Origin of the sequence: Rhizobium gallicum bv. gallicum R602sp (assembly GCF_000816845.1) — a bacterium.
GTDB classification, from domain to species: Bacteria; Pseudomonadota; Alphaproteobacteria; order Rhizobiales; family Rhizobiaceae; genus Rhizobium; species Rhizobium gallicum.
Map to the genome: position 1 here is coordinate 66,156 of NZ_CP006878.1, position 19,384 is coordinate 85,539.

The following is a 19,384-nucleotide window of genomic DNA, read 5'->3' on the forward strand; positions in this document are numbered from 1 at the left end:
AGCGGCCGGAGCCGCTCCCGCGCACCGTTAGTTCATTGCGTCGGTGAGAATCGTCGGTGCCTGGTCGCCGTTAGACTGCGGCCACGCTTCGATCAGGTTATCGCGGGTCACGGCAAGGGCCGGGAGCACGACGTAGGGAGGTGCGTCCTTTCCGAGAAGGGCGTATCCCGCAAGGATGCCCTCGGCATAGCCGGCGCCGTACGGACGCTGCGAGCCCGTTCCCTTGACGTAACCCTTCTTTGCCATGTCGATCGAGATGTTGACGCCAAGGTCGCAAGTGGTGATGACGAGGTTCTTGGACGCGCCCGCTGCGCGCGCCGCTGACAGAACGCCTTCCGTTGGAACGTCCCACACCGCCCAGATGCCATTGAGGTTCGGGTGCGCCGTCAGCATTGCGGAGGCGACGCGCTCGGATTCGCTTGAGAAATCGGGGCCTCCGACTCCGGTCTCCTGCACGACCTTGATATCGGGATAATCCTTGATCGCTTCCTTGAAGCCGACAACGCGTTCTTTGGTGGCAAAAAGGTCGGACGCATGCGGGATGAGACCGATTTCGCCCTTGCCGTCGAGCGCCTTGGCCATGAGCAGTGCGGCGACCTTTCCCATGCCACGGTTGTCGGAAGAGACGAGGCTCACATAGTCTTTGCCAGCCTTCATCCCGGCGCCGGTCTGGTCAAGGAATATGATCTTGATGCCAGCGGCAGCAGCTTTCTTGTATGCTGCGGCCGTGGCTGACTGTTCGGCGGGAACGGTGATCATGACGTCAGGTTTGAGCGCCATGACGCTTTCGATGTCTGAAACCTGCTGCTCCGCGCGATATCCAGCATCAGTCGTCGCAACGATCTCGACGCCGAGCTCTTCCAGAGCCTTCTTTTGCCCGGCCATCTGGGCCTTGGCCCAGTCAGACGCCGTGTAGTGCATCACAATCGCCGCTTTGGCATGCTTCGCCTTGATCTTTTCGATCTCTTCGGCAGATAGCTTCAGGTCGCTCGCGAGGGTCGCTTTCTCGCCATTGGGCCCGTTTGCCGGGTGACTTTCAATATCCTTGATCTGTTTATCGATATCGACCGCGAAAGCGCTCGGCGCATAGGCTGCGCTACCGCCGAGGGCAGTGGCAAGGGCGATCATCTGTAGGGACTTGCGCATGGTCAAAGGCATCTTGGTTCCTCCCATTAAGGCCTATTGAGCTCCTCGAATGCAATAACGTATACGTTAACGCATTTATAAAAGGTGTCAACTGAAGAAATGTCCAGAAGCATAGCGAACCGGCTCGGGCATCCCGGATTTGGGGTTTCAATCATCATCGAATGCCCAAGGCGGTTGCTGTTACGTGATCATGTCGTCCGTTCGCCACCAAATGAATCAAAGCAGCTCGCCCTGTGAAAGCGACTTGGGCTGATCCCTCCGGCTCCCGACAGCCAACAAATGATATTGCGCAGATCCGGAGGTATAAGGTATGAGGTATGATGCCTAACGACATTTTGGCGACGCCGGAATGTGATTTTGTCGGGTTTCTGAGGGAGGAAGAATTGACAGCAGCAGTTTCGATCCGCGATCTCGCGAGCGCTATCCGAGTCCTGTCAATCGACGCGGTTGAGGCCGCAAAGTCCGGGCACCCCGGAATGCCCATGGGTATGGCTGATGCGGCGGCGGTGCTGTTCGGCCGGCACCTCAAGTTCGATCCAATCGAACCTGGCTGGCCGGACCGCGATCGTTTCGTCCTGTCGAACGGCCATGGCTCGATGCTGCTCTACAGCCTTCTGCACCTCACCGGGTACGAAGACATGACGATTGAGGAGGTTCGCAACTTCCGCCAATGGGGCTCCAAAACGCCAGGTCATCCCGAATACGGCCACACCGCTGGTGTCGAGGCGACCACCGGGCCGCTCGGACAGGGGATCGCGTCGGCTGTCGGAATGGCGATCGCGGAGCGGCGCCTATCAACGGAATTTGGCGCAGCACTTGTCGATCACCGGACCTACGTCTTCTGTGGAGATGGATGTCTCATGGAAGGCGTTGGTCAGGAAGCTGCTTCGCTGGCCGGCCACCTTCAGCTCGGCAAGTTGATCGTCCTTTACGACGATAACTCCATTACCATCGACGGCTCGACCGCAATCGCGTTTTCGGAAGATGTGCTCGCGAGGTTCGACGCATACGGATGGCACACACAGCGCGTTGACGGTCATGATCCGGACGCGATCGACGCGGCGATCTCGCAGGCGAAGGCGGAAGCATCCAGACCATCCCTCATCGCTCTGAAAACCATCATCGGATACGGCTCTCCGTCAAGGGCGGGAACAAGCTCCGTACATGGTGCACCGCTCGGCGCCAGCGAAGCCGTCGCGACAAAGGCAGCCTATGGCTGGACGGCGGACGCTTTCGAGATTCCTGCTCCGATCCTCAAGACTTGGCGCGAAGTCGGCGCGAAGGGTGCCAAGGCGCGCAAGGACTGGCAAGCGCGGCTCGAAGCAGCGGGCGCAGATGTCAGAAGTGAGTTTCAACGCCGCACCGCCGGCTCATTGCCGGCGCGATACGAAGAAGCGGTGAACGCCGCCAAGGCAAAGCTACTCGACAAGCCGCAATCAGTGGCAACGCGTAAGGCAAGCCAGATCGCACTGGAAGCGCTGACGGAGCTGCTTCCCGAAATGATCGGCGGTTCCGCTGACCTCACCCACTCTAATCTGACCCGGGTTCCGGCCGTGGACAGCGATTTCACCGCCGCTGCAGGCGGGCGGTATGTCAGCTATGGCGTGAGGGAGTTCGCCATGGCCGCCGCGATGAACGGCATGGCGGCTCACGGCGGTGTCATACCCTATGGCGGCACGTTCCTTGTCTTCTCCGATTATTGCCGCAACGCCATTCGTGTTGCGGCTCTGATGGGCGTCCGCTCTATCTTCGTGATGACGCATGACTCGATCGGTCTTGGCGAAGACGGTCCGACGCACCAGCCCGTCGAGCATCTTGCCAGCCTCAGGGCAATGCCGAACTTGCATGTATTTCGGCCCGCCGACACCATCGAGACGCTGGAATGCTGGGATCTTGCAATAACCAGCAAGAACACGCCGTCGGTTTTGGCGCTCTCGCGGCAGAATGTTCCGCAACTGCGCACCGAGCGTGACGGCATCGCTGCGCACGGGGAGCCTATGTGCTGCGGGAAGCCAGCAGCGAACGTGCCGTCACAATCATCGCCACCGGAACGGAAGTCGCGCTTGCGATCCAGGCTGCCGAGGAGCTTGAGGCGAGAAACATTCCCGCCGCTGTCGTCTCGATACCGAGCTGGGATCTCTTCGAACAGCAGCCCAAGGATTACCGCAGCTCGGTCCTCGGCAACGCGCCGCGCATTGCCGTGGAAGCGCTCTCGAAGTTCGGGTGGACCAGGTATGTCGACAGCGAAGAGGACGTGATCGGTATGTCCGGCTTCGGAGCGTCTGCGCCGGCCGAAACGCTGTACGAGCAATTCGGGATCACGCGTGACGCAATCGTCACGCGCGCCCTAGCAAGGATAAGGGGCAAGCAATGAGCGCGCCGGCGACACTCGGAAATGATGAAGCGCGCGTCCAGTATGGTTCTGTCGATGCGTACCTCTCGGCCTGGGCTGGTGAGGATGTGGCCCGTCAGGGGGTGGCGGCTCTAATCAACGGTGTGTTGGATGCCGCCTGTCTTTTATCCGCGCGCATCGCAGCGGGTTCCCTGGAGGGCGATCCGGCCCGCCTTGTCGGATCAAATACCGACGGTGATGCGCAAAAGGCAATCGACATCGCGTCGCACGAGTTGTTCATCGAAATACTCGCACGCGCAGGCGCTGCCAGGGTCCTGTCCGAGGAGGCTGACGCGCCAGTCATGCTCAGTGGGCATCGTTTCGCGGTCGCGATCGATCCGATCGACGGTTCAGGCAATGTCGGGCTTGGCACGCCCGTCGGGACGATCTTCTCGATCATGCCTCTCAACGAAGCTGATGATCCCTTTTTAGCCCCTGGAAATCGACAGGCCGCGGCCGGTTATGTCTCATTCGGCAACACGGTCGATTTGGGCTTGTCGGTCGGAGAGGGTGTGCTGCTGGCGACGATGCATCCCCAAACCGGCGAGTTCCTGATCGTCAAAAGGCAGGTACAAATACCTCGCGAAACGTCCGAGCTTGCATATAACGCTTCCAACCACCGTCACCTTCACCCTGCCATGAGCCTGTATCTTCAGGATTGTCTTGCTGGCAAGGAGGGAACGCGCGGCCGCGATTTCAACATGCGCTGGCTCGGATCGGCAGTCGGAGAGCTCCACCGGATCCTGATCAGGGGTGGTGTGTTCTTCTACGCCGGCGACAAGCGGCCGGGTTTTGAAAATGGGCGCCTTCGCCTGGTGTATGAAGCAAACCCGATCGCGTTCCTGATGGAGCAGGCCGGCGGACGGGCCACCGACGGCACGACCGCAATTCTGGACAAGATCCCAACCTCTCACCATTGCCGCACGCCGCTCGTTTTCGGTTCGGCGACGGAGGTCGACCTGATCGCAAGCTATCTCGATTCCAATCCAACCAGCGAGTGACACGTCATGGCCAGGATCACTCTCCGCCAGCTGCTGGATGATGCCGCCGATCACGGCTACGGCGTCCCGGCATTCAATATCAACAACATGGAGCAGGCGCTTGCCATCATGGAAGCGGCCGACGAAACGGATTCGCCCGTCATCCTGCAGGCGAGCCGCGGGGCGCGGGCATATACTAACGACATCATGCTCAAGCACATGATGGACGCTGTGACGGAGATCTATCCCAATATCCCCGTTTGCGTACATCTTGACCACGGAAACGAACCAAGCACCTGCGTCACTGCGATCCAGCATGGCTTTACGTCCGTGATGATGGATGGGTCGATCCGTGCCGACGGCAAAACCGCGGCGGATTGGGACTATAACGTCAAGGTCACAAAAAGCGTCAGTGAAACCGCTCATTGGGCGGGGGTTTCGGTGGAAGGAGAGCTCGGCGTCCTGGGCTCGCTTGAGACCGGCACGGGCGATGCAGAAGACGGTCATGGTGTAGAGGGCAAGCTCGATCCGCATCAGCTTCTGACCGATCCGGAGGAAGCCGCGAAGTTCGTCGAAGAGACCAAGGTCGACGCGCTTGCCGTCGCAATGGGCACCAGCCATGGCGCCTACAAGTTCTCACGCCGACCGGACCGGGACGTGCTGGCAATGGATGTTATCGAGGCGATCCACCGGAAACTTCCAAATACCCATCTCGTCATGCACGGTTCGTCAAGCGTGCCGGAGGAGCTGCAGGAAATCTTCAATCGCTTCGGCGGGCGGATGAAGCCGACTTGGGGCGTGCCGCTCGAGGAAATACTGCGCGGCATCCGTCATGGCGTGCGAAAGGTCAACATCGACACGGATTGCCGCATGGCAATGACCGGGCAGGTGCGCAGAGTGCTGGCCGAAGATCCGACAGAATTCGACCCTCGCAAATATTTGAAGCCCGCAATGACGGCGCTTTCGAAGCTGTGCCGCGAAAGATTCGAAGCTTTCGGAACGGCAGGGCGCGCAAGCTCCATCAACGTTGTGCCGCTCGCGGAAATGGCGAAGCGGTATCGAGCCGGCTCGCTCTAGTCGGCAAACAGCAATTTAAACGCAAATGTGGTGAAGCGGGACATGACCGATAAGAAAACCCTTTGGATTGGCACTAGCTGGAAGATGAACAAGACGCTTGCCGATGCCGTGCAGTTCGCCCACGGTCTCAGGGCCGCAGACACCACGTCCCATCCGCGCATCCAGCGCTTTGTCATCCCTCCCTTCACTGTTGTCCGAGAAGTGAAGACCACGTTGGCGGGCACGTCGGTGAAGGTCGGCGCGCAGAACATGCACTGGGACGACGAGGGCGCCTGGACGGGCGAGATTTCCCCCGTGATGCTCAAGGACTGCAGCCTCGATATCGTCGAACTTGGTCACTCCGAGAGGCGTGAACATTTTGGCGAGACGGACGTGACGGTAGGGCTGAAAGTCGAGGCGGCGGTTCGCCACGGCTTGATCCCGCTCATCTGCTTAGGGGAGACACTCGACGAACGCGAGGCCGGGCGAGCGCGCGAGGTCCTTGAGCGCCAAGTTCGCGGCGCGTTAGGAAGCCTTTCCACCCTCCAGAAGGACAAACCCATATTGCTCGCCTATGAGCCTATTTGGGCCATTGGCGTCAATGGGATCCCCGCGACAGCGGACTACGCCGACGCCCGCCAAGCCGAGATCATTGCGTTTGCCGAAGCCGTGCTCGGCCGGCGCGTTCCCTGCCTCTACGGCGGTTCGGTCAACGCGGACAACTGCGAAGAGCTCATATCCTGCCCTCATGTCGATGGGCTGTTCATCGGCCGCTCGGCTTGGAAGATCGAGGGCTACCTCGACATCCTCGAAAAGTGCGCGGCCAAAATCTGAGGAGTGATGAAGATGAAAGTTGCAGTAGCAGGCGACAGCGCGGGCGAAGGCCTCGCTAAAGTCCTCGCCGATTATCTCAAGCACCGTTTCGAGGTGTTCGAAGTCTCCAGGACCGATGCCGGTCTCGACGATTTCTATGCGAACCTCTCCGACAGGGTCGCCAACGGAGTGCTCGACGGCACCTACGACAAGGCCATCCTGGTGTGCGGCACCGGGATCGGCGTTTGCATTTCGGCGAACAAAGTGCCGGGTATAAGGGCAGCCCTCACACACGATACCTACTCCGCCGAGCGGGCGGCGTTATCGAACAACGCCCAGATCATTACCATGGGCGCCCGCGTCATTGGATCGGAACTTGCGAAGACGATCGTCGACTCCTTCCTCGCCCAGACGTTCGACGAGAATGGTCGCTCGGCGAGCAATGTTGCCGCGATCGACGAGGTCGATACGAAATACCACGCTCGCTAGCGGAGAACATGTGCAAGCATCTGCTCGCGGTCGACGCGCCAGGCGCAATCAGCCTGGCGATTGAGCGTTTTCCGGCAGTTTCCAGAACCAGCAATCAGGCCGGGCGGCTTACGGTATCCGGGGCTTGGCGTCCGCCTTCAGATGCAGCGCCAGTGATGATCGCAGTGCGACCTGCGCGCTGTCATTTCAACAGGGACGTGCGGAAGTGTTCCATGTTTTCCTCGACGCTCTCGCGGCTGAGGTCACCGGTCTTTCTGTCCCGGATCATCTCAAACATGTGTTCGTGGAGATCGACTGCGCGCCATTTGCCACTGACCTCCAGCGATTTTTGCACCCAAGGCGCGACCATCGTCAGCACGAAGTCGGCGATCACGACGATCAACGGGTTTCCGGCAGCTTTGTATATTGCTCGGTGGAAATCGAGGTCGGCCTTGAGGAGATCTTCGATCGCGGAGTTCGCATCCTCCGACAGCCTTTTTAGTCGGTCGATGCACTCTCTCATTGCGGCGAGGTCTTCGTCCGTACGCCGCAGGGACGCGAGTTCTGAACAGTTGCGGTCGAAAACATATCGCAGCTCCATCAGCATCTCAGGCGTCGAGCTCTGAAGATAGAGCTGAAACATCGCGAGCGGCATCGCCGGAAGGCCTTCGTCCTTACGGATGTAATTTCCAAAGCCATGCCGCGTCTCGACAAGACCCGACACCGCGAGCGTCTTGATCGCCTCTCGGATTGGAGTGCGGCTGATGCCGAGAAGCTGGGCCAGCTCCTTTTCATTGGGAAGCTTGTCACCAGGCCCAAGGTTGCCTTTGGCAATTTCGCCCGTAATGTAGTCGAGCGCTATGTCCAGCCGGCTTGGGATTTTCTTTGGCTCAACAGACAGCATTCCTGGTCACGCTCCAATCAGAAATCGAGAAGGTACGAGGTCATACCGCGTTTTGCCGCTTGCGACAAATGCCGAACGTCGAACTGGCCACTTCTCCAGGTTATTCGCTGATTTGTCCCAGCCGCTTCGAGGCTTTCGGATCGAATGGGAACATGAGGCCAGCGGCCAGGAAGCCGCCGTCGACGTTCAGGGTGTGCCCCGTGATATAGGCTGCATCGTCGCTCGCCAGGAACACTGCGGCGTCAGCGATTTCCGATGGTTCGCCATAACGGCGTTGCGGAACGAGCCGATGATAGGCGTCACGCGTTTCGACCGTGTGCATGACTTTTGAGACCTCGGTCAATATCGGACCCGGTGCGATGTTATTCACGTTGATTCCCGATTCGGCGAGTTCCACGGCCATCACCTTCGTGAGAAGTTCGACGCCGGCCTTCGAGGCACCATAGGCCGAACGCCCGACACCGCCCTTTTGACCGGACAAGGAAGCGATATTGATGATTCTCCCGTAACCCTTGGCGGCCATGATCCGAGCGAAGGCTTGCGCCACGAGGAATGTTCCGGTCAGATTGATCCGGACGACGCGTTCGAATTCCTCTCTTGAGCTTTCGAGAAACAGAGTGGTTGCGCCCACGCCAGCGTTGTTGACGAGTATGTCGACCGTGCCGAACCGGCCAATCGTTTCCCTAACGATCGTCTCAACGTCTTCGTTGACGGAAATATCAGCGCGGACGGCGAAAGCCCGCTCGCCAAGCCGCTCGGCGGCATCGTTCGCCACTTCCAGATCGCGGTCGACGATAACGACATTTGCGCCTTCGCGAACATAGGCTTCAGCGATCGCCAGTCCGATCCCCCGGCCAGCGCCTGTCACCACGGCAGTGCGTCCAGAAAGTCTCATCTCGTCGTCCTCCAATTTTCTCGATATGAGGTATAAGGTATAAGGTATGACCTTGACAGCGTTATGAGCTGCTTCTATGAGTATTGTCAAGAGTGAGGCCCGGCTGATGTATGGAGGAAGATATCATCGGCCGGGATATTGGGAGGATCCGATGACATCAGCTGGCAAGCTTAAGACCGTGTTTTACGGTGACGACTTCACGGGTTCTTCCGAAAACCTGGCGCAGTTCCATCGCAGTGGCGTGAAGGGCAAGCTGTATCTGGCGCGCCCCTCAGCACAGACGGCGGTGACGGACTCTCGGTCTTATGATGTGCTTGGTTTTGCCGGCACCGCACGGGCGTTGTCCGGCGTCGAGCTCGACGAGGAGCTTGACAGTGCGTTTTCGATCATGCGCACCCTCGACAGTCCGCTTATCCAATACAAGATCTGCTCGACGTTCGACTCATCGCCCACCGTTGGAAGCTATGGTGCTGTCCTGGCGCGTGCTGCGGCTCACTTCGGCAAGAGGGACGTTCCAGTGCTCGCCGCGACCCCGGACTTCGGTCGCTACACCTGTTTCGGAAACCATTTCGCGCGCTTTGCCGACAGGATAGAGCGGCTGGACCGGCACCCGAGCATGTCGCGCCACCCCAGGACGCCGATGCAAGAGGCGGATCTGCGCATGCATCTGGCTGGGCAAACGGATAAGGAATTCGTCAACGTCACGCTTCCCGCGATCCGGAACCGCTCGGCAATGGACGAGAGTGTGTTCAAGGCCTTCCAAGAGGGGGCAGGGGTCATTTTCGATGGGCTCGAAAACGCGGATCTTGCGGCTGTCGCCGATCTGCTCTGGGCGCGATATCCCACACGTCCCATGTTCGCGCTTGCGGCTCAAGGCCTGGCGCAACAACTCGGAGCTCTTTGGGCCCGCTCGGGGCTGCTATCGTCGGCCGAGCCTGTAAAGACGGAGATCGTCGGAGTCGAAAATCTCCTGGTGTTATCAGGCAGCTGTGCTCTGCAAACCGGGCGCCAGATCGCTGTGGCCGAAGCTTCCGGGTGGAAGCTTGTCCACTTGGATGTCTCCAGGATCGCGTCCGACGAACAAGCTACGGCGATTGCCCGGGAGGCTGCTCTTAAGGCGATCGAAGGCCTTGATCGTGGCCGCCCCACAATCATCTACACGGCTCGCGGGGAGACCGGCCGCGTGGCCGGCGGCGATGTTCCCGCGGAACGCTTGGGAGCCATCTACTGCGACGTCGCACGTGCCGTGCGCCGCGCGGTTTCCTTGCCGCGGATCGTCTTTTCAGGCGGCGACAGTTCGAGCTATGCGGTGCGGACAATTGGCGCCGAAGCGCTCGAGATTGCCGTTTTTGACGAGGTTCAAAATTGCCATGTCTGCCGCCTGGATGCGCCGGGCGACGCCGAAGTCGATGGCCTCGAAGTCATGCTGAAGGGCGGGCAGATTGGTGCCGATGACTTCTTCCTCCGGGCAAAGGCGGGCACCTCGGGTTATCTGGCGGCGTAAGGAGCGAAAGATGCAAAAGAAAATCATCCTCGAAGCCAGGGTCAACGAATACGCGCCGCGCACATCCAACCCTAATATCCCATACACCGCCGACGAGATCGTTGAGGCCGCCGTTGCAGCCCGCAAGGCGGGAGCGGCGATCCTGCACTATCACGCCAGGACAGCCGACGGCGGTGCGACAAACACCGTTGAGGCAAACGCCGAAATCATCCGCGAAGTCAGGCGGGCGACCGATCTACTCATCCTTCCCACGCTCGGCTTTATCTCGAATGATGCCGACGCCATGAAGCGCATCGACACGGTCGCAACCCTGGCATTGGACCCTGCTACGAAGCCCGACATTGCGCCCATCGATACCGGTTCGGCCAATCTCGAGCTTTGGGATGCCGAGACGCGCAGGTTCGAAAATCCAGAACGTTTGTATCTCAACACGACCGAAAGTCTCGCGCACTACGCGCGTACCTTGGCCGAAAAGGGCGTAAAGCCGAAGCTGGTTTCCTGGTCTGTTGGGTTCACGCGCCGCGCGATCGCTCTGATGGACGCGGGCCTTGTGAGAGGGCCTGCCTACTTTCTCCTGCACCTAACGGGAGGGCGATACATCACCGGGCATCCGCCGACCGAGGCGGGGCTCATGGCGCATCTTGCATTTCTGCCTGACGACCGGCCGATCGAATGGACGGTCAATTGCCTTGGGGGCAATCTGTTGAACATCGCTCCTGCGATCTGCCGCCTGGGCGGCCACATGGCTATAGGAATAGGCGACTATCCCTATCGCGAGTTCGGTATGCCCACGAACGCGGATGTCATATCGCGCGCTGTCGAGATCGCCCAAAAAGTCGGACGTGAGCCCGCTACACCCCAAGAGGCACGCGCGATCCTCGAACTGGACGGCGCGTAGAACCAATACGGCATGCGGCCCGCACAGACGCGGCATAGATTTGGATTTTATGAGGTATGACGTCATATCATGGTCGACGCAGCTGATAAGATAACAGTTCAGGCAACCGCGCAGTCGTCGTCGGCACGCGTGCTTCTGCGGGCCGAGGGCGTGGAAAAGTCATTCAACGGCGTCCCAGCGCTCGTTGATGGCCGACTGACGCTAAAGGCCGGGACCGTCCATGCTTTGTGCGGCGGTAATGGCGCCGGCAAGTCGACATTCCTCAACATCACGATGGGACTGCTCCGCCGCGATGGCGGGATAGTGGAGGTCGATGGCGAGCAGGTCGACTTCAAAAGCGCCGCTGACGCTCTGCGTCACGGCATCGCGATCATCACTCAAGAGCTTTCCCCCGTCCCCGAGATGACCGTCGCCGAGAACCTATACCTTGGCCGCGAACCGAAGCGGTTTGGTGTGCTCGTCAATTTCAGCCAGATGCGCAGGGACGCCCAGGCATTCCTCGATGATCTCGGTTTCGACGTCGATGCGACCAGAAAGATGGGCGAACTAAGCCTCGCCCAGATTCAGCTCGTCGAAATTGCAAAGGCTCTCAGCTATCGGGCGCATATCGTCATCATGGACGAACCGACATCGGCTATCGGCGAACACGAAGTCCATGTCTTGTTCAACGCGCTCCGCAAGATCACTGCCCGCGGTTCCGCCATCGTCTACGTCTCTCACAAACTCACTGAGATCTTTGAGATCGCGGACGAATATACCGTGTTCCGCGACGGCCGCTTCATCGAGACCGGAAACATCAAGGATATCGACCGCCGTCATCTTGTGACGCAGATCGTGGGCCGTGAAGTCAAACTGGTCGAGAAGGGAAAACCTCTCGAAGATGCACCGATCCTGCTTTCCGTCTCGAACTTGGCGCGCGGCTCTCATTTCCGGGACATTTCGTTGGACGTGGCGTCAGGCGAAGTAGTCGGCATCTATGGATTGCTTGGATCCGGGCGAACAGAATTTCTGGAAACAATATTCGGGCTTCATTCGCCGACGAGAGGCGAAATTGTCTTCGACGGCGGCAAGGTCAGGCCAGGCAGTCCGAAGGACGCAATCCAGCGTGGCATGGCGATGGTGACCGAGGATCGCAAGGACAGTGGCCTCGTGCTGTCGGCATCGATTGCCCACAACATCACGCTTTCTTCGCTCGCCTTGATGGCCATCAGCGGTTTCATCCGCGGGGACAAAGAGCGCAGCGCAGTCCAAGACATGATCGTCTCACAGAGGATCAAGTCGGCGTCGCCGGATGTTGCTGTCGAAACTCTGTCAGGCGGAAACCAGCAAAAAGTGGTGCTGGCTCGATGCCTTCTGACGAATCCAAAGCTGCTCATTTGCGACGAACCGACGCGCGGCATCGACGAAGGTTCCAAGCAGGAGATCTACGCGTTCCTGCGGGACTTCGCGGCAAAGGGTAACGGCGTTCTGGTGGTTTCGTCGGAGGCACCGGAGATCATGCAGCTCAGCGACAGGATCGCGATTTTCAAACAGGGACAGCTCCTCAACATCATCGACGGAGCCCAAGCAACGCAACAGACGCTCATGGACATGGCGAGCTGATGAGCGGTCACAGCCCCATCCACGGGAGGATTTGAGTAATGAATACCATCGCTGCGGCGAAACCCGGAAACTTCCGCGCCGGGGAAATGATCAGGCAGTTCAGCATCGTTCTCGTGTTTTTCCTGATCGTCGCGTTCTTCTCGTTCGCAAACCAGTACTTCATGACATGGTTGAACTGGCTGAATCTCGTTCGCCAATCGTCGATCAACGGCATTCTGGCGATCGGAGTGACCTTCGTCATCCTCACCAAGGGCATCGACCTCTCGGTCGGCTCTGTGATGGCGATCGCGGGCATGATCGCCGCCAGCCTCGTGACGGAGACCAACGAGCATTTCGTGCTTTTCGGTATCTTTGCGGGCCTGGCGGCGGGAGCCGGCCTTGGCCTGGTGAACGGCGTGCTTGTTGCCGCGGTCAAGGTCCCTCCGTTCGTCGTAACGCTCGGCATGTTGAGCGTTGCCCGCGGGCTCACCTTGATCTTCTCGGAAGGACGTCCCATCCCGAATCTGTCGGATCCCTTCAAGTGGATCGGCTCCGGGCAGATCATGTACATACCGGTACCGATCGTCATCCTGTTCGTTGTCTTCCTGATTGGCTGGACCGTTCTGAACTATACGACTTTCGGCCGCTATGTGTACGCGGTCGGCGGCAACGAGAAGGCGGCTCGCACGAGCGGCATTTCCACCAAAGTGATCGTCGGCGCGACCTATGTGATCTCGGGTCTGTTGGCTGGTCTTGCGGGACTTGTCCTGACGGCTCGCACCACCGCTGCGCTGCCGCAAGCGGGCATCGGTTATGAGCTTGACGCGATCGCCGCCGTCGTGATCGGCGGGACGAGCCTTGCGGGCGGCCGCGGATCGCTGCTCGGCACACTGATCGGCGCGCTCATCATCGGCACGATCAACAACGGCATGGACCTCATGGGCGTGTCTTCATACTACCAGCAGGTCCTCAAGGGCACGATCATCGTGGTCGCGGTCATCGCCGACCAAATCCGCAAATAAGAAATTTCGGAATTGCCGCCGACGTGGTCGGCGACAATGCCCGGCCATGCAAGGCGTGTTCGGGCGCTTTTAAACCAGAGGAGAGCAAGAAATGCAGATGTTTAGGAGGAGCCTGCTCAGGGCAGGTGCGGGACTGGCACTCGCTGCGGTGACACTGACAGGACCGAAACTGGCGTTCGCGGAAGACAAGATCCGCATCGCGGCGTTGTCGTTCGGCGAGTCCGGCGAATACATGAAGGCTTGGTCGACGGAAATCCAGAACCATCCCGCCGTCAAGTCGGGCGAGGTCGAGATCACCGTTTTCGACGGCAAGTACGACCCGCTGACACAGTCGAACCAGATCGACACTGCGATCACCCAACAGTTCAACGCGATCATCATGTCACCGTTCGACCTTGAGGCCTCGGCGCCGCCGATCGAAAAGGCCGCCGAAGCGAATATCCCGCTGATCGTATCGGCGCTCAAGACGAAGTCGACGAAATACACCGCGTCCATCATCGTTAACGACACCGAAGGCGGCCGGATCATCGCTGAGGAACTCGCCAAGCGCCTTCCGAACGGCGGCAACGTCGTCCTCATGGAGGGTCCGATCGGCCAGTCGGCCCAGATCGAGCGCCGCGCAGGCATCGACGCTGGTCTCGCCAAGTTCCCGAACCTCAAGCTCATCGAAGACAAGACAGGCAACTGGAGCCGCGCCGAGGGTCAGGCGCTCATGGAGAACTGGTTGCTCGCGCACCCGGGTGAGATCAACGGCGTCCTTGCGGAAAACGACGAGATGGCGCTGGGCGCGATCGAAGCCATGAAGAGCGCCGGCATCGATCTCAAGACCGTTCCCGTTCTTGCGATCGACGGCATCCCGGACGCAAAGCGCGCCGTGAAGAAGGGCGAGATGGCGGTCAGCCTCTACAAGTACGCCCGCGCCGAAGGCCAGGGCGCGGTCGACCTCGCACTGCGGGCGATCAAGGGCGAGAGCTACAAGCCGCAGTCCGAAATCTGGGGCTCGCTGATGGAATGGAAGGGCGGCACCGAGAAGGACTACGTCGTGCCGTGGCTCGTGCTCGATTCCACCAATGTCGAGAAGTACATGTAATCGGACAACGGCGGACGGCCCATACAGCCGTCCGCCTTACACCAGGGAAATAGGATCGACCATCATGTTGAAGAGAAAAGTTGGAAAGACCGATGTGACGCTGACCTCGCTAGGGCTGGGTACCTCGCCGCTCGGCGGATGCAATGTCGATGTGAGCTTCCAGACTTTCGAGGCGGTCGTCCTCAAGGCATACGACTTGGGTGTCCGCTATTTCGACACCGCGCCCCTTTACGGCCTTGGAAAGTCCGAGCATTCCCTCGGCCATGTCCTTCGCAACAACGATCTCATCGGCAAGGTCGTGGTCAGCACCAAGGCGGGGCGGATACTCAAGCCGGAAAGCCGCGCAAAGCGCGCCGAGAGCCTTTACGGCATCGACTGGGTGAAGGCGCTGCCATTCGTCGACGACTACGATTATTCCTATGACGGCATCATGCGCGCTTTCGAAGATAGCCAGCAGCGCCTGGGTATGGACCACATTGACATCCTCTATCTCCACGACGTCAGTGGCGAATGGCATCGCGAGGCTTATGACACCCACCTGTCGGCGCTGAGATCGAGCGGCTACAAGGCGTGTGACGAGCTGCGCAGCACGGGCTCCGTGAAGGCCATCGGCCTCGGCGTCAACGAGACGGCGTCGGTCCTGCAGGTGGCGGAGGAATTTGACCTCGACTGCTCCATGGTCGCCGGGCGCTACACCCTGCTCAACCACGGTGCTCTCGACCATTTCTATCCAGAAATGCAGCGTCGCGGCATCGGTATCATTGCGGCTGGCATCTACAACTCCGGCATCCTCGCCGAGGGCAGCAAGTCGATGACAACCACCCGCACCTACGATTGCCAGCCCGCGCCTGAAGCGATCGTTCGCAAGGTCGAGGCGCTCGAAGCCGTCTGCGAGCGCCATGGCGTCTCGCTTGCGACTGCAGCGACACAATTTGTCTACGCACATCCTGCAGTGACCGCGGTGGTGCAGGGAGCGCTGGCGCCCGAACACGTCGCCGCAAACGTCGCCGCGATCTCGACGCCGGTTCCGGCTGCGTTCTGGGCCGACCTGAAGTCGTCCGGTCTCATCCCTGAAGCCGCGCCAGTTCCGGAGGCATGATAGCGATGGATCTGGCTGAGCGCAGGCCCTCGGACATTCTGGTCACCTATCGGATTGAGACCGCCGGGAGCGCTGAGGCCTTGGCGGTCAAGATCGGAAGCGACCAGTCGACGGGTACATTTGTTGACTTGCCCGGAGAGACGCCGCAACTGAAGGCGCGCGCGGCCGCGCGCGTGGTCGCTTTCGAGAAACTGGACTCTGTCGAGGTTCCCTCGCTCCCTGCAGCGGGCGAAGTCTTTAACCGGGCGGAGACAACAATCGCCTATCCCCTGGAGGCCGTCGGAACTGACCTTGCGGCAGTCACCACGGTTGCATTGGGCGGGGTCTGGTCGATCAAGGAATTCACCGGGCTGAGGGTCGTCGGCCTGCAGCTGCCTCCAGAGTTTGAAGGCGTCTACCCGGGGCCTCAATTTGGGATCGAAGGCTCCCGGCGTCTGACCGGCGTCTACAATAGGCCAATCATCGGCACGATCATCAAGCCCGCGCTCGGCCTCACCCCGGACGAAACGGCGCAGGTGGTTGCTGAACTCGTCGCGTCCGGTGTCGACTTCATCAAGGACGACGAGAAACTGATGTCGCCACCATACTCCTCGTTGGAGGCGCGCGTGAAAGCGATCATGCCGATCATCCGGGATCAGGAGCAGCGCACCGGCAAGAAGGTGATGTATGCCTTCGGCATTTCCGACGTCGATCCCGACGAGATGGTTCGCAAGCACGACCTGGTCGTGCGCGAGGGTGGAAACGCCGCCGTCATCAACATCAATTCGATCGGCATGGGCGCTTTTCTGTTCCTGCGTCGGCGGTCGTCCCTTGTCTTGCACGCCCATCGCAACGGCTGGGATCTTCTCACCCGACATCCTGGTCTTGGGTTCGATTTCTCGGTCTACCAACAGCTTTGGCGACTTCTCGGCGTCGACCAATTCCAGATCAACGGCATTGCCGCCAAATACTGGGAGCCGGACGCCTCTTTCGTTCAGTCGTTCCATGATCTCCAGAAACCGATCTTCAGTGCTGCCGACCGCCCGCTACCGGTCGTTTGTTCGGGTCAATGGGGTGGACAGGCGCCTGAGACCTATCGAAGGACGGAGCAGACGCTTGACCACCTTTACCTTTGTGGTGGTGGCGTCGTCAGCCATCCCGGCGGGCCGTCGGCTGGTGTAAGAGCGGTCCGTGCGGCCTGGGATGCCGCGGTCGCCGGAATCGATCTCCATGAATATGCCAAATCTCATCCAGAGCTGGCGCAGTCGCTCGCCAAGTTCGGCTCTAAAACCGTATCAGAAGGAAGATGACAGATGGAATATCGTCAGCTTGGCCGGTCAGGTCTGAAAATTTCGCAACTGGTTCTTGGTTGCATGAGTTTCGGCGTCGCCGATCGCGGCAACCATGCTTGGACCTTGTCCGAAGACGACAGTAGGCCCTTTATCAAAGAGGCACTCGAACAGGGCATAAACTGCTTCGACACGGCCAATGCCTACTCGGACGGCACCAGCGAGGAGATCGTCGGCAAGCTGCTCAGGGAGATGGTGCAGCGTGATGAGGTTGTCATTGCCACCAAGGTCTACGGCAAGATGCGCAATGGAGCGAATGCGGTCGGACTTTCCCGCAAGGCAATCATCGCGGAGGCTGAGGCCAGCCTCAAGCGGCTGGCGACCGACTACATCGACCTCTACCAAATTCATTTCTGGGACAATTCGACCCCGATCGAAGAGACGCTGGAAGCGCTGACCGATCTCGTTCGAAGCGGCAAGGTTCGCTACATCGGAGCCAGCAATTGTTACGCATGGCAATTTGCGCGCGCGCTCTACAAGTCGGACGCTGCCGGATGGTCGCGTTTCGTTTCGATGCAAGCTCAGATGAACCTCCTTTATCGCGAGGAAGAGCGGGAGATGTTGCCGCTCTGTAAAGCTGAAGGGGTGGGGATCATCGCGTTCAGTCCGCTGGCTCGCGGGCGCCTCAGCCGGCCTTGGGAGGAAAGCAGTTTGAGGTCCGAGACCGACAATGTCACCGCTCGGTTCTACGGTCACGCGGACGAGGCGGATCGCCGCGTCGTAGACGTCGTCGCAAAGATTGCAGACGACAAGAATGTTCCACGATCCCTCGTTGCGATGGCGTGGCTTAACACAAAGGCGGGCGTGACGGCTCCTATAATCGGCGCCACGAAGCTACAGCATCTGAAGGATGCCGTCGCTTCCTTGGCCGTCAAGCTAAGCGACGACGAGGTCCGCGAACTCGAGGAGCCATACGTGCCGCACAGCGTAGTCGGCTTGAACTGATTTGGCTCGGCGGGACGACGTTGATACTGTCAGCAGGCACGCGGAGCCGGGCCTCCTGAACCAATGGCATTGGCCGTATCGATCTCTGCTCCGTTCCGGAACCAGCGCGAGGAAAAAAGATGACCGCCACCCGTCGTTTTGACGTCAGCGACAGCGCGATTGAAGCTGCCGCCCGGCTCATGCGAAATGGCGAAGTTGTCGCGTTTCCGACGGAGACGGTGTACGGGCTCGGCGCGGACGCCAGCAGCCCCGCCGGGATAGAGCGCATTTATGAAGCCAAGGGACGCCCGCGGCATAACCCGCTCATTATCCACGTTTCGGACGTGGAAATGGCGCGCAGGATGGCACATTTCAATCCGGAGGCAGAGTTGGCTGCTGCCAGCTTTTGGCCGGGACCTCTGACATTGCTCCTGCCAAAGCGGGAAGACGCGGGGCTCGCAACCGCAGTTACCGCGGGCATGAAAAATGTCGCAATCCGATTTCCGTCGTCAAGCGTCGCCCAGCGGCTGATCCGAGCCGTCGGATTTCCGGTGGCAGCGCCTTCGGCCAATCGCTCCGGGAAGGTCACGTCGACGCGCTTTGCGGAGGTTGCCCGCCAGTTGGACGGACGAATTTCGGGGATCGTAGAAGAAGACACATGCTATCATGGCCTTGAATCGACCATTCTATCTTTGGTCGGTTCTCCGACCATTCTACGCCACGGGTCGGTTACACGGGAGGCGCTCGAAGCATTGCTCGGTCCGATTGACGAGGACAGCGCTCCCCAGAAAGTCTCGGCTCCAGGCCAGCTAAAGAGCCATTATGCTCCGGAAGCCGCAGTTCAGATGAATGTCGATCGTCCTTCCGGCAACATGGTCTGGGTCGGTTTCGGTCCAGAAAGCGAGGGCTGTCAGTTCACGCTGTCTTTTTCTGGTGACCTTCATGAAGCTGCCCGCAACCTCTACACCGTCATGAGTGAGGCCGACGCTTCGGCTGGGCCAAATGATGTAATTGCGTTCGCTCCAATCCCGCTGACTGGCCTTGGATGGGCGATCAATGATCGTCTGCGAAGGGCCGCGGCACCGCGCCCAGCTTAGGCTAACAATTTTCAAATAGTTCGAAAATCTGGATGCCGTTGCATAAAAAAACTTGCTCGAATAGGTATGACCTTATACCTTACACCTTGCCGATTGAGGAGTCGCTGCGGGGGTTCATCAAGAGTTTTGGTGGCGCTAGGGGCAAACGCCTCAACGTTGCATGCAAGTGGACCGGGCCTTACCCGAA

The 19,384-nt window shown here is 59.6% G+C and carries 16 protein-coding genes and 1 pseudogene; 14 read left to right on the plus strand and 3 right to left on the minus strand.

The window, feature by feature from the left end; translation table 11 throughout:
* Positions 1-27: 27 nt before the first annotated feature.
* Positions 28-1,158: a substrate-binding domain-containing protein gene (locus RGR602_RS20405; RefSeq protein WP_040113972.1), complete on the minus strand. Its 1,131-nt coding sequence runs from the start codon at positions 1,156-1,158 to the stop codon at positions 28-30.
* Between the two features lie 308 nt (positions 1,159-1,466).
* On the opposite strand from RGR602_RS20405, the pseudogene tkt reads away from it, so the two are divergent.
* From tkt to derI, 5 genes and pseudogenes are all read left to right on the plus strand, one after another.
* Positions 1,467-3,520 (plus strand): annotated as a pseudogene (gene tkt, locus RGR602_RS20410) (transketolase).
* Positions 3,517-4,539, plus strand: coding sequence for a class 1 fructose-bisphosphatase (locus RGR602_RS20415; protein ID WP_040113973.1), 1,023 nt, complete (start codon positions 3,517-3,519; stop codon positions 4,537-4,539). Before tkt ends, RGR602_RS20415 begins: the two are co-directional and overlap by 4 nt.
* A 6-nt stretch (positions 4,540-4,545) precedes the next feature.
* Complete coding sequence (gene fba / locus RGR602_RS20420; RefSeq protein ID WP_040113974.1) at positions 4,546-5,595, plus strand: class II fructose-bisphosphate aldolase; 1,050 nt, start codon at positions 4,546-4,548, stop codon at positions 5,593-5,595.
* A 42-nt stretch (positions 5,596-5,637) separates the two neighbouring features.
* Positions 5,638-6,408, plus strand: a complete 771-nt coding sequence (locus RGR602_RS20425; RefSeq protein ID WP_040113975.1) for a triose-phosphate isomerase — start codon at positions 5,638-5,640, stop codon at positions 6,406-6,408.
* A 12-nt stretch (positions 6,409-6,420) separates the two neighbouring features.
* A complete protein-coding gene (gene derI / locus RGR602_RS20430) occupies positions 6,421-6,876 on the plus strand; it encodes a D-erythrulose-4-phosphate isomerase (protein ID WP_040114072.1) in 456 nt (151 codons plus the stop codon).
* A gap of 181 nt (positions 6,877-7,057) precedes the next feature.
* Here the strand turns inward: derI and RGR602_RS20435 are convergent, their stop codons facing one another.
* Together RGR602_RS20435 and RGR602_RS20440 are read right to left on the minus strand one after the other, a co-directional pair.
* Complete coding sequence (locus RGR602_RS20435) at positions 7,058-7,759, minus strand: FadR/GntR family transcriptional regulator (protein ID WP_018328838.1); 702 nt, start codon at positions 7,757-7,759, stop codon at positions 7,058-7,060.
* 100 nt (positions 7,760-7,859) lie between these two features.
* Entirely contained in the window at positions 7,860-8,654 is a 795-nt protein-coding gene (locus RGR602_RS20440) for an SDR family NAD(P)-dependent oxidoreductase (RefSeq protein WP_040113976.1), read from the minus strand.
* Between the two features lie 151 nt (positions 8,655-8,805).
* Here RGR602_RS20440 and RGR602_RS20445 point away from each other — a divergent pair, with 151 nt between their 5' ends.
* The 9 genes from RGR602_RS20445 to RGR602_RS20485 all read left to right on the plus strand — a co-directional run bounded on the left by RGR602_RS20445 (position 8,806) and on the right by RGR602_RS20485 (position 19,197).
* Positions 8,806-10,158, plus strand: a complete 1,353-nt coding sequence (locus RGR602_RS20445) for a four-carbon acid sugar kinase family protein (RefSeq protein ID WP_040113977.1) — start codon at positions 8,806-8,808, stop codon at positions 10,156-10,158.
* 10 nt (positions 10,159-10,168) lie between these two features.
* On the plus strand, positions 10,169-11,056 hold the full coding sequence (locus RGR602_RS20450) for a BKACE family enzyme (protein WP_040113978.1): 888 nt from the start codon (positions 10,169-10,171) through the stop codon (positions 11,054-11,056).
* A gap of 69 nt (positions 11,057-11,125) precedes the next feature.
* Positions 11,126-12,658 carry a sugar ABC transporter ATP-binding protein gene (locus RGR602_RS20455; RefSeq protein ID WP_040113979.1) on the plus strand — a complete coding sequence of 511 codons (1,533 nt, stop codon included), beginning with the start codon at positions 11,126-11,128 and terminating at the stop codon, positions 12,656-12,658.
* Between the two features lie 38 nt (positions 12,659-12,696).
* Positions 12,697-13,659: an ABC transporter permease gene (locus RGR602_RS20460; RefSeq protein ID WP_040113980.1), complete on the plus strand. Its 963-nt coding sequence runs from the start codon at positions 12,697-12,699 to the stop codon at positions 13,657-13,659.
* Positions 13,660-13,750: 91 nt separating this feature from the next.
* On the plus strand, positions 13,751-14,749 hold the full coding sequence (locus RGR602_RS20465; protein ID WP_063856009.1) for a substrate-binding domain-containing protein: 999 nt from the start codon (positions 13,751-13,753) through the stop codon (positions 14,747-14,749).
* Positions 14,750-14,813: 64 nt separating this feature from the next.
* The gene (locus RGR602_RS20470; RefSeq protein ID WP_040113981.1) at positions 14,814-15,848 is read left to right on the plus strand and encodes an aldo/keto reductase; all 1,035 of its coding nucleotides are present in this window, start codon (positions 14,814-14,816) and stop codon (positions 15,846-15,848) included.
* Positions 15,849-15,853: 5 nt separating this feature from the next.
* Positions 15,854-17,137, plus strand: a complete 1,284-nt coding sequence (gene oiaX, locus RGR602_RS20475; RefSeq protein WP_040113982.1) for a 3-oxo-isoapionate-4-phosphate decarboxylase OiaX — start codon at positions 15,854-15,856, stop codon at positions 17,135-17,137.
* Between the two features lie 3 nt (positions 17,138-17,140).
* Positions 17,141-18,121 (plus strand): aldo/keto reductase, encoded by a 981-nt coding sequence (locus RGR602_RS20480; protein WP_040113983.1) that lies wholly within the window; start codon positions 17,141-17,143, stop codon positions 18,119-18,121.
* A 119-nt stretch (positions 18,122-18,240) separates the two neighbouring features.
* Entirely contained in the window at positions 18,241-19,197 is a 957-nt protein-coding gene (locus tag RGR602_RS20485; RefSeq protein ID WP_040113984.1) for an L-threonylcarbamoyladenylate synthase, read from the plus strand.
* Positions 19,198-19,384 lie beyond the last annotated feature (187 nt).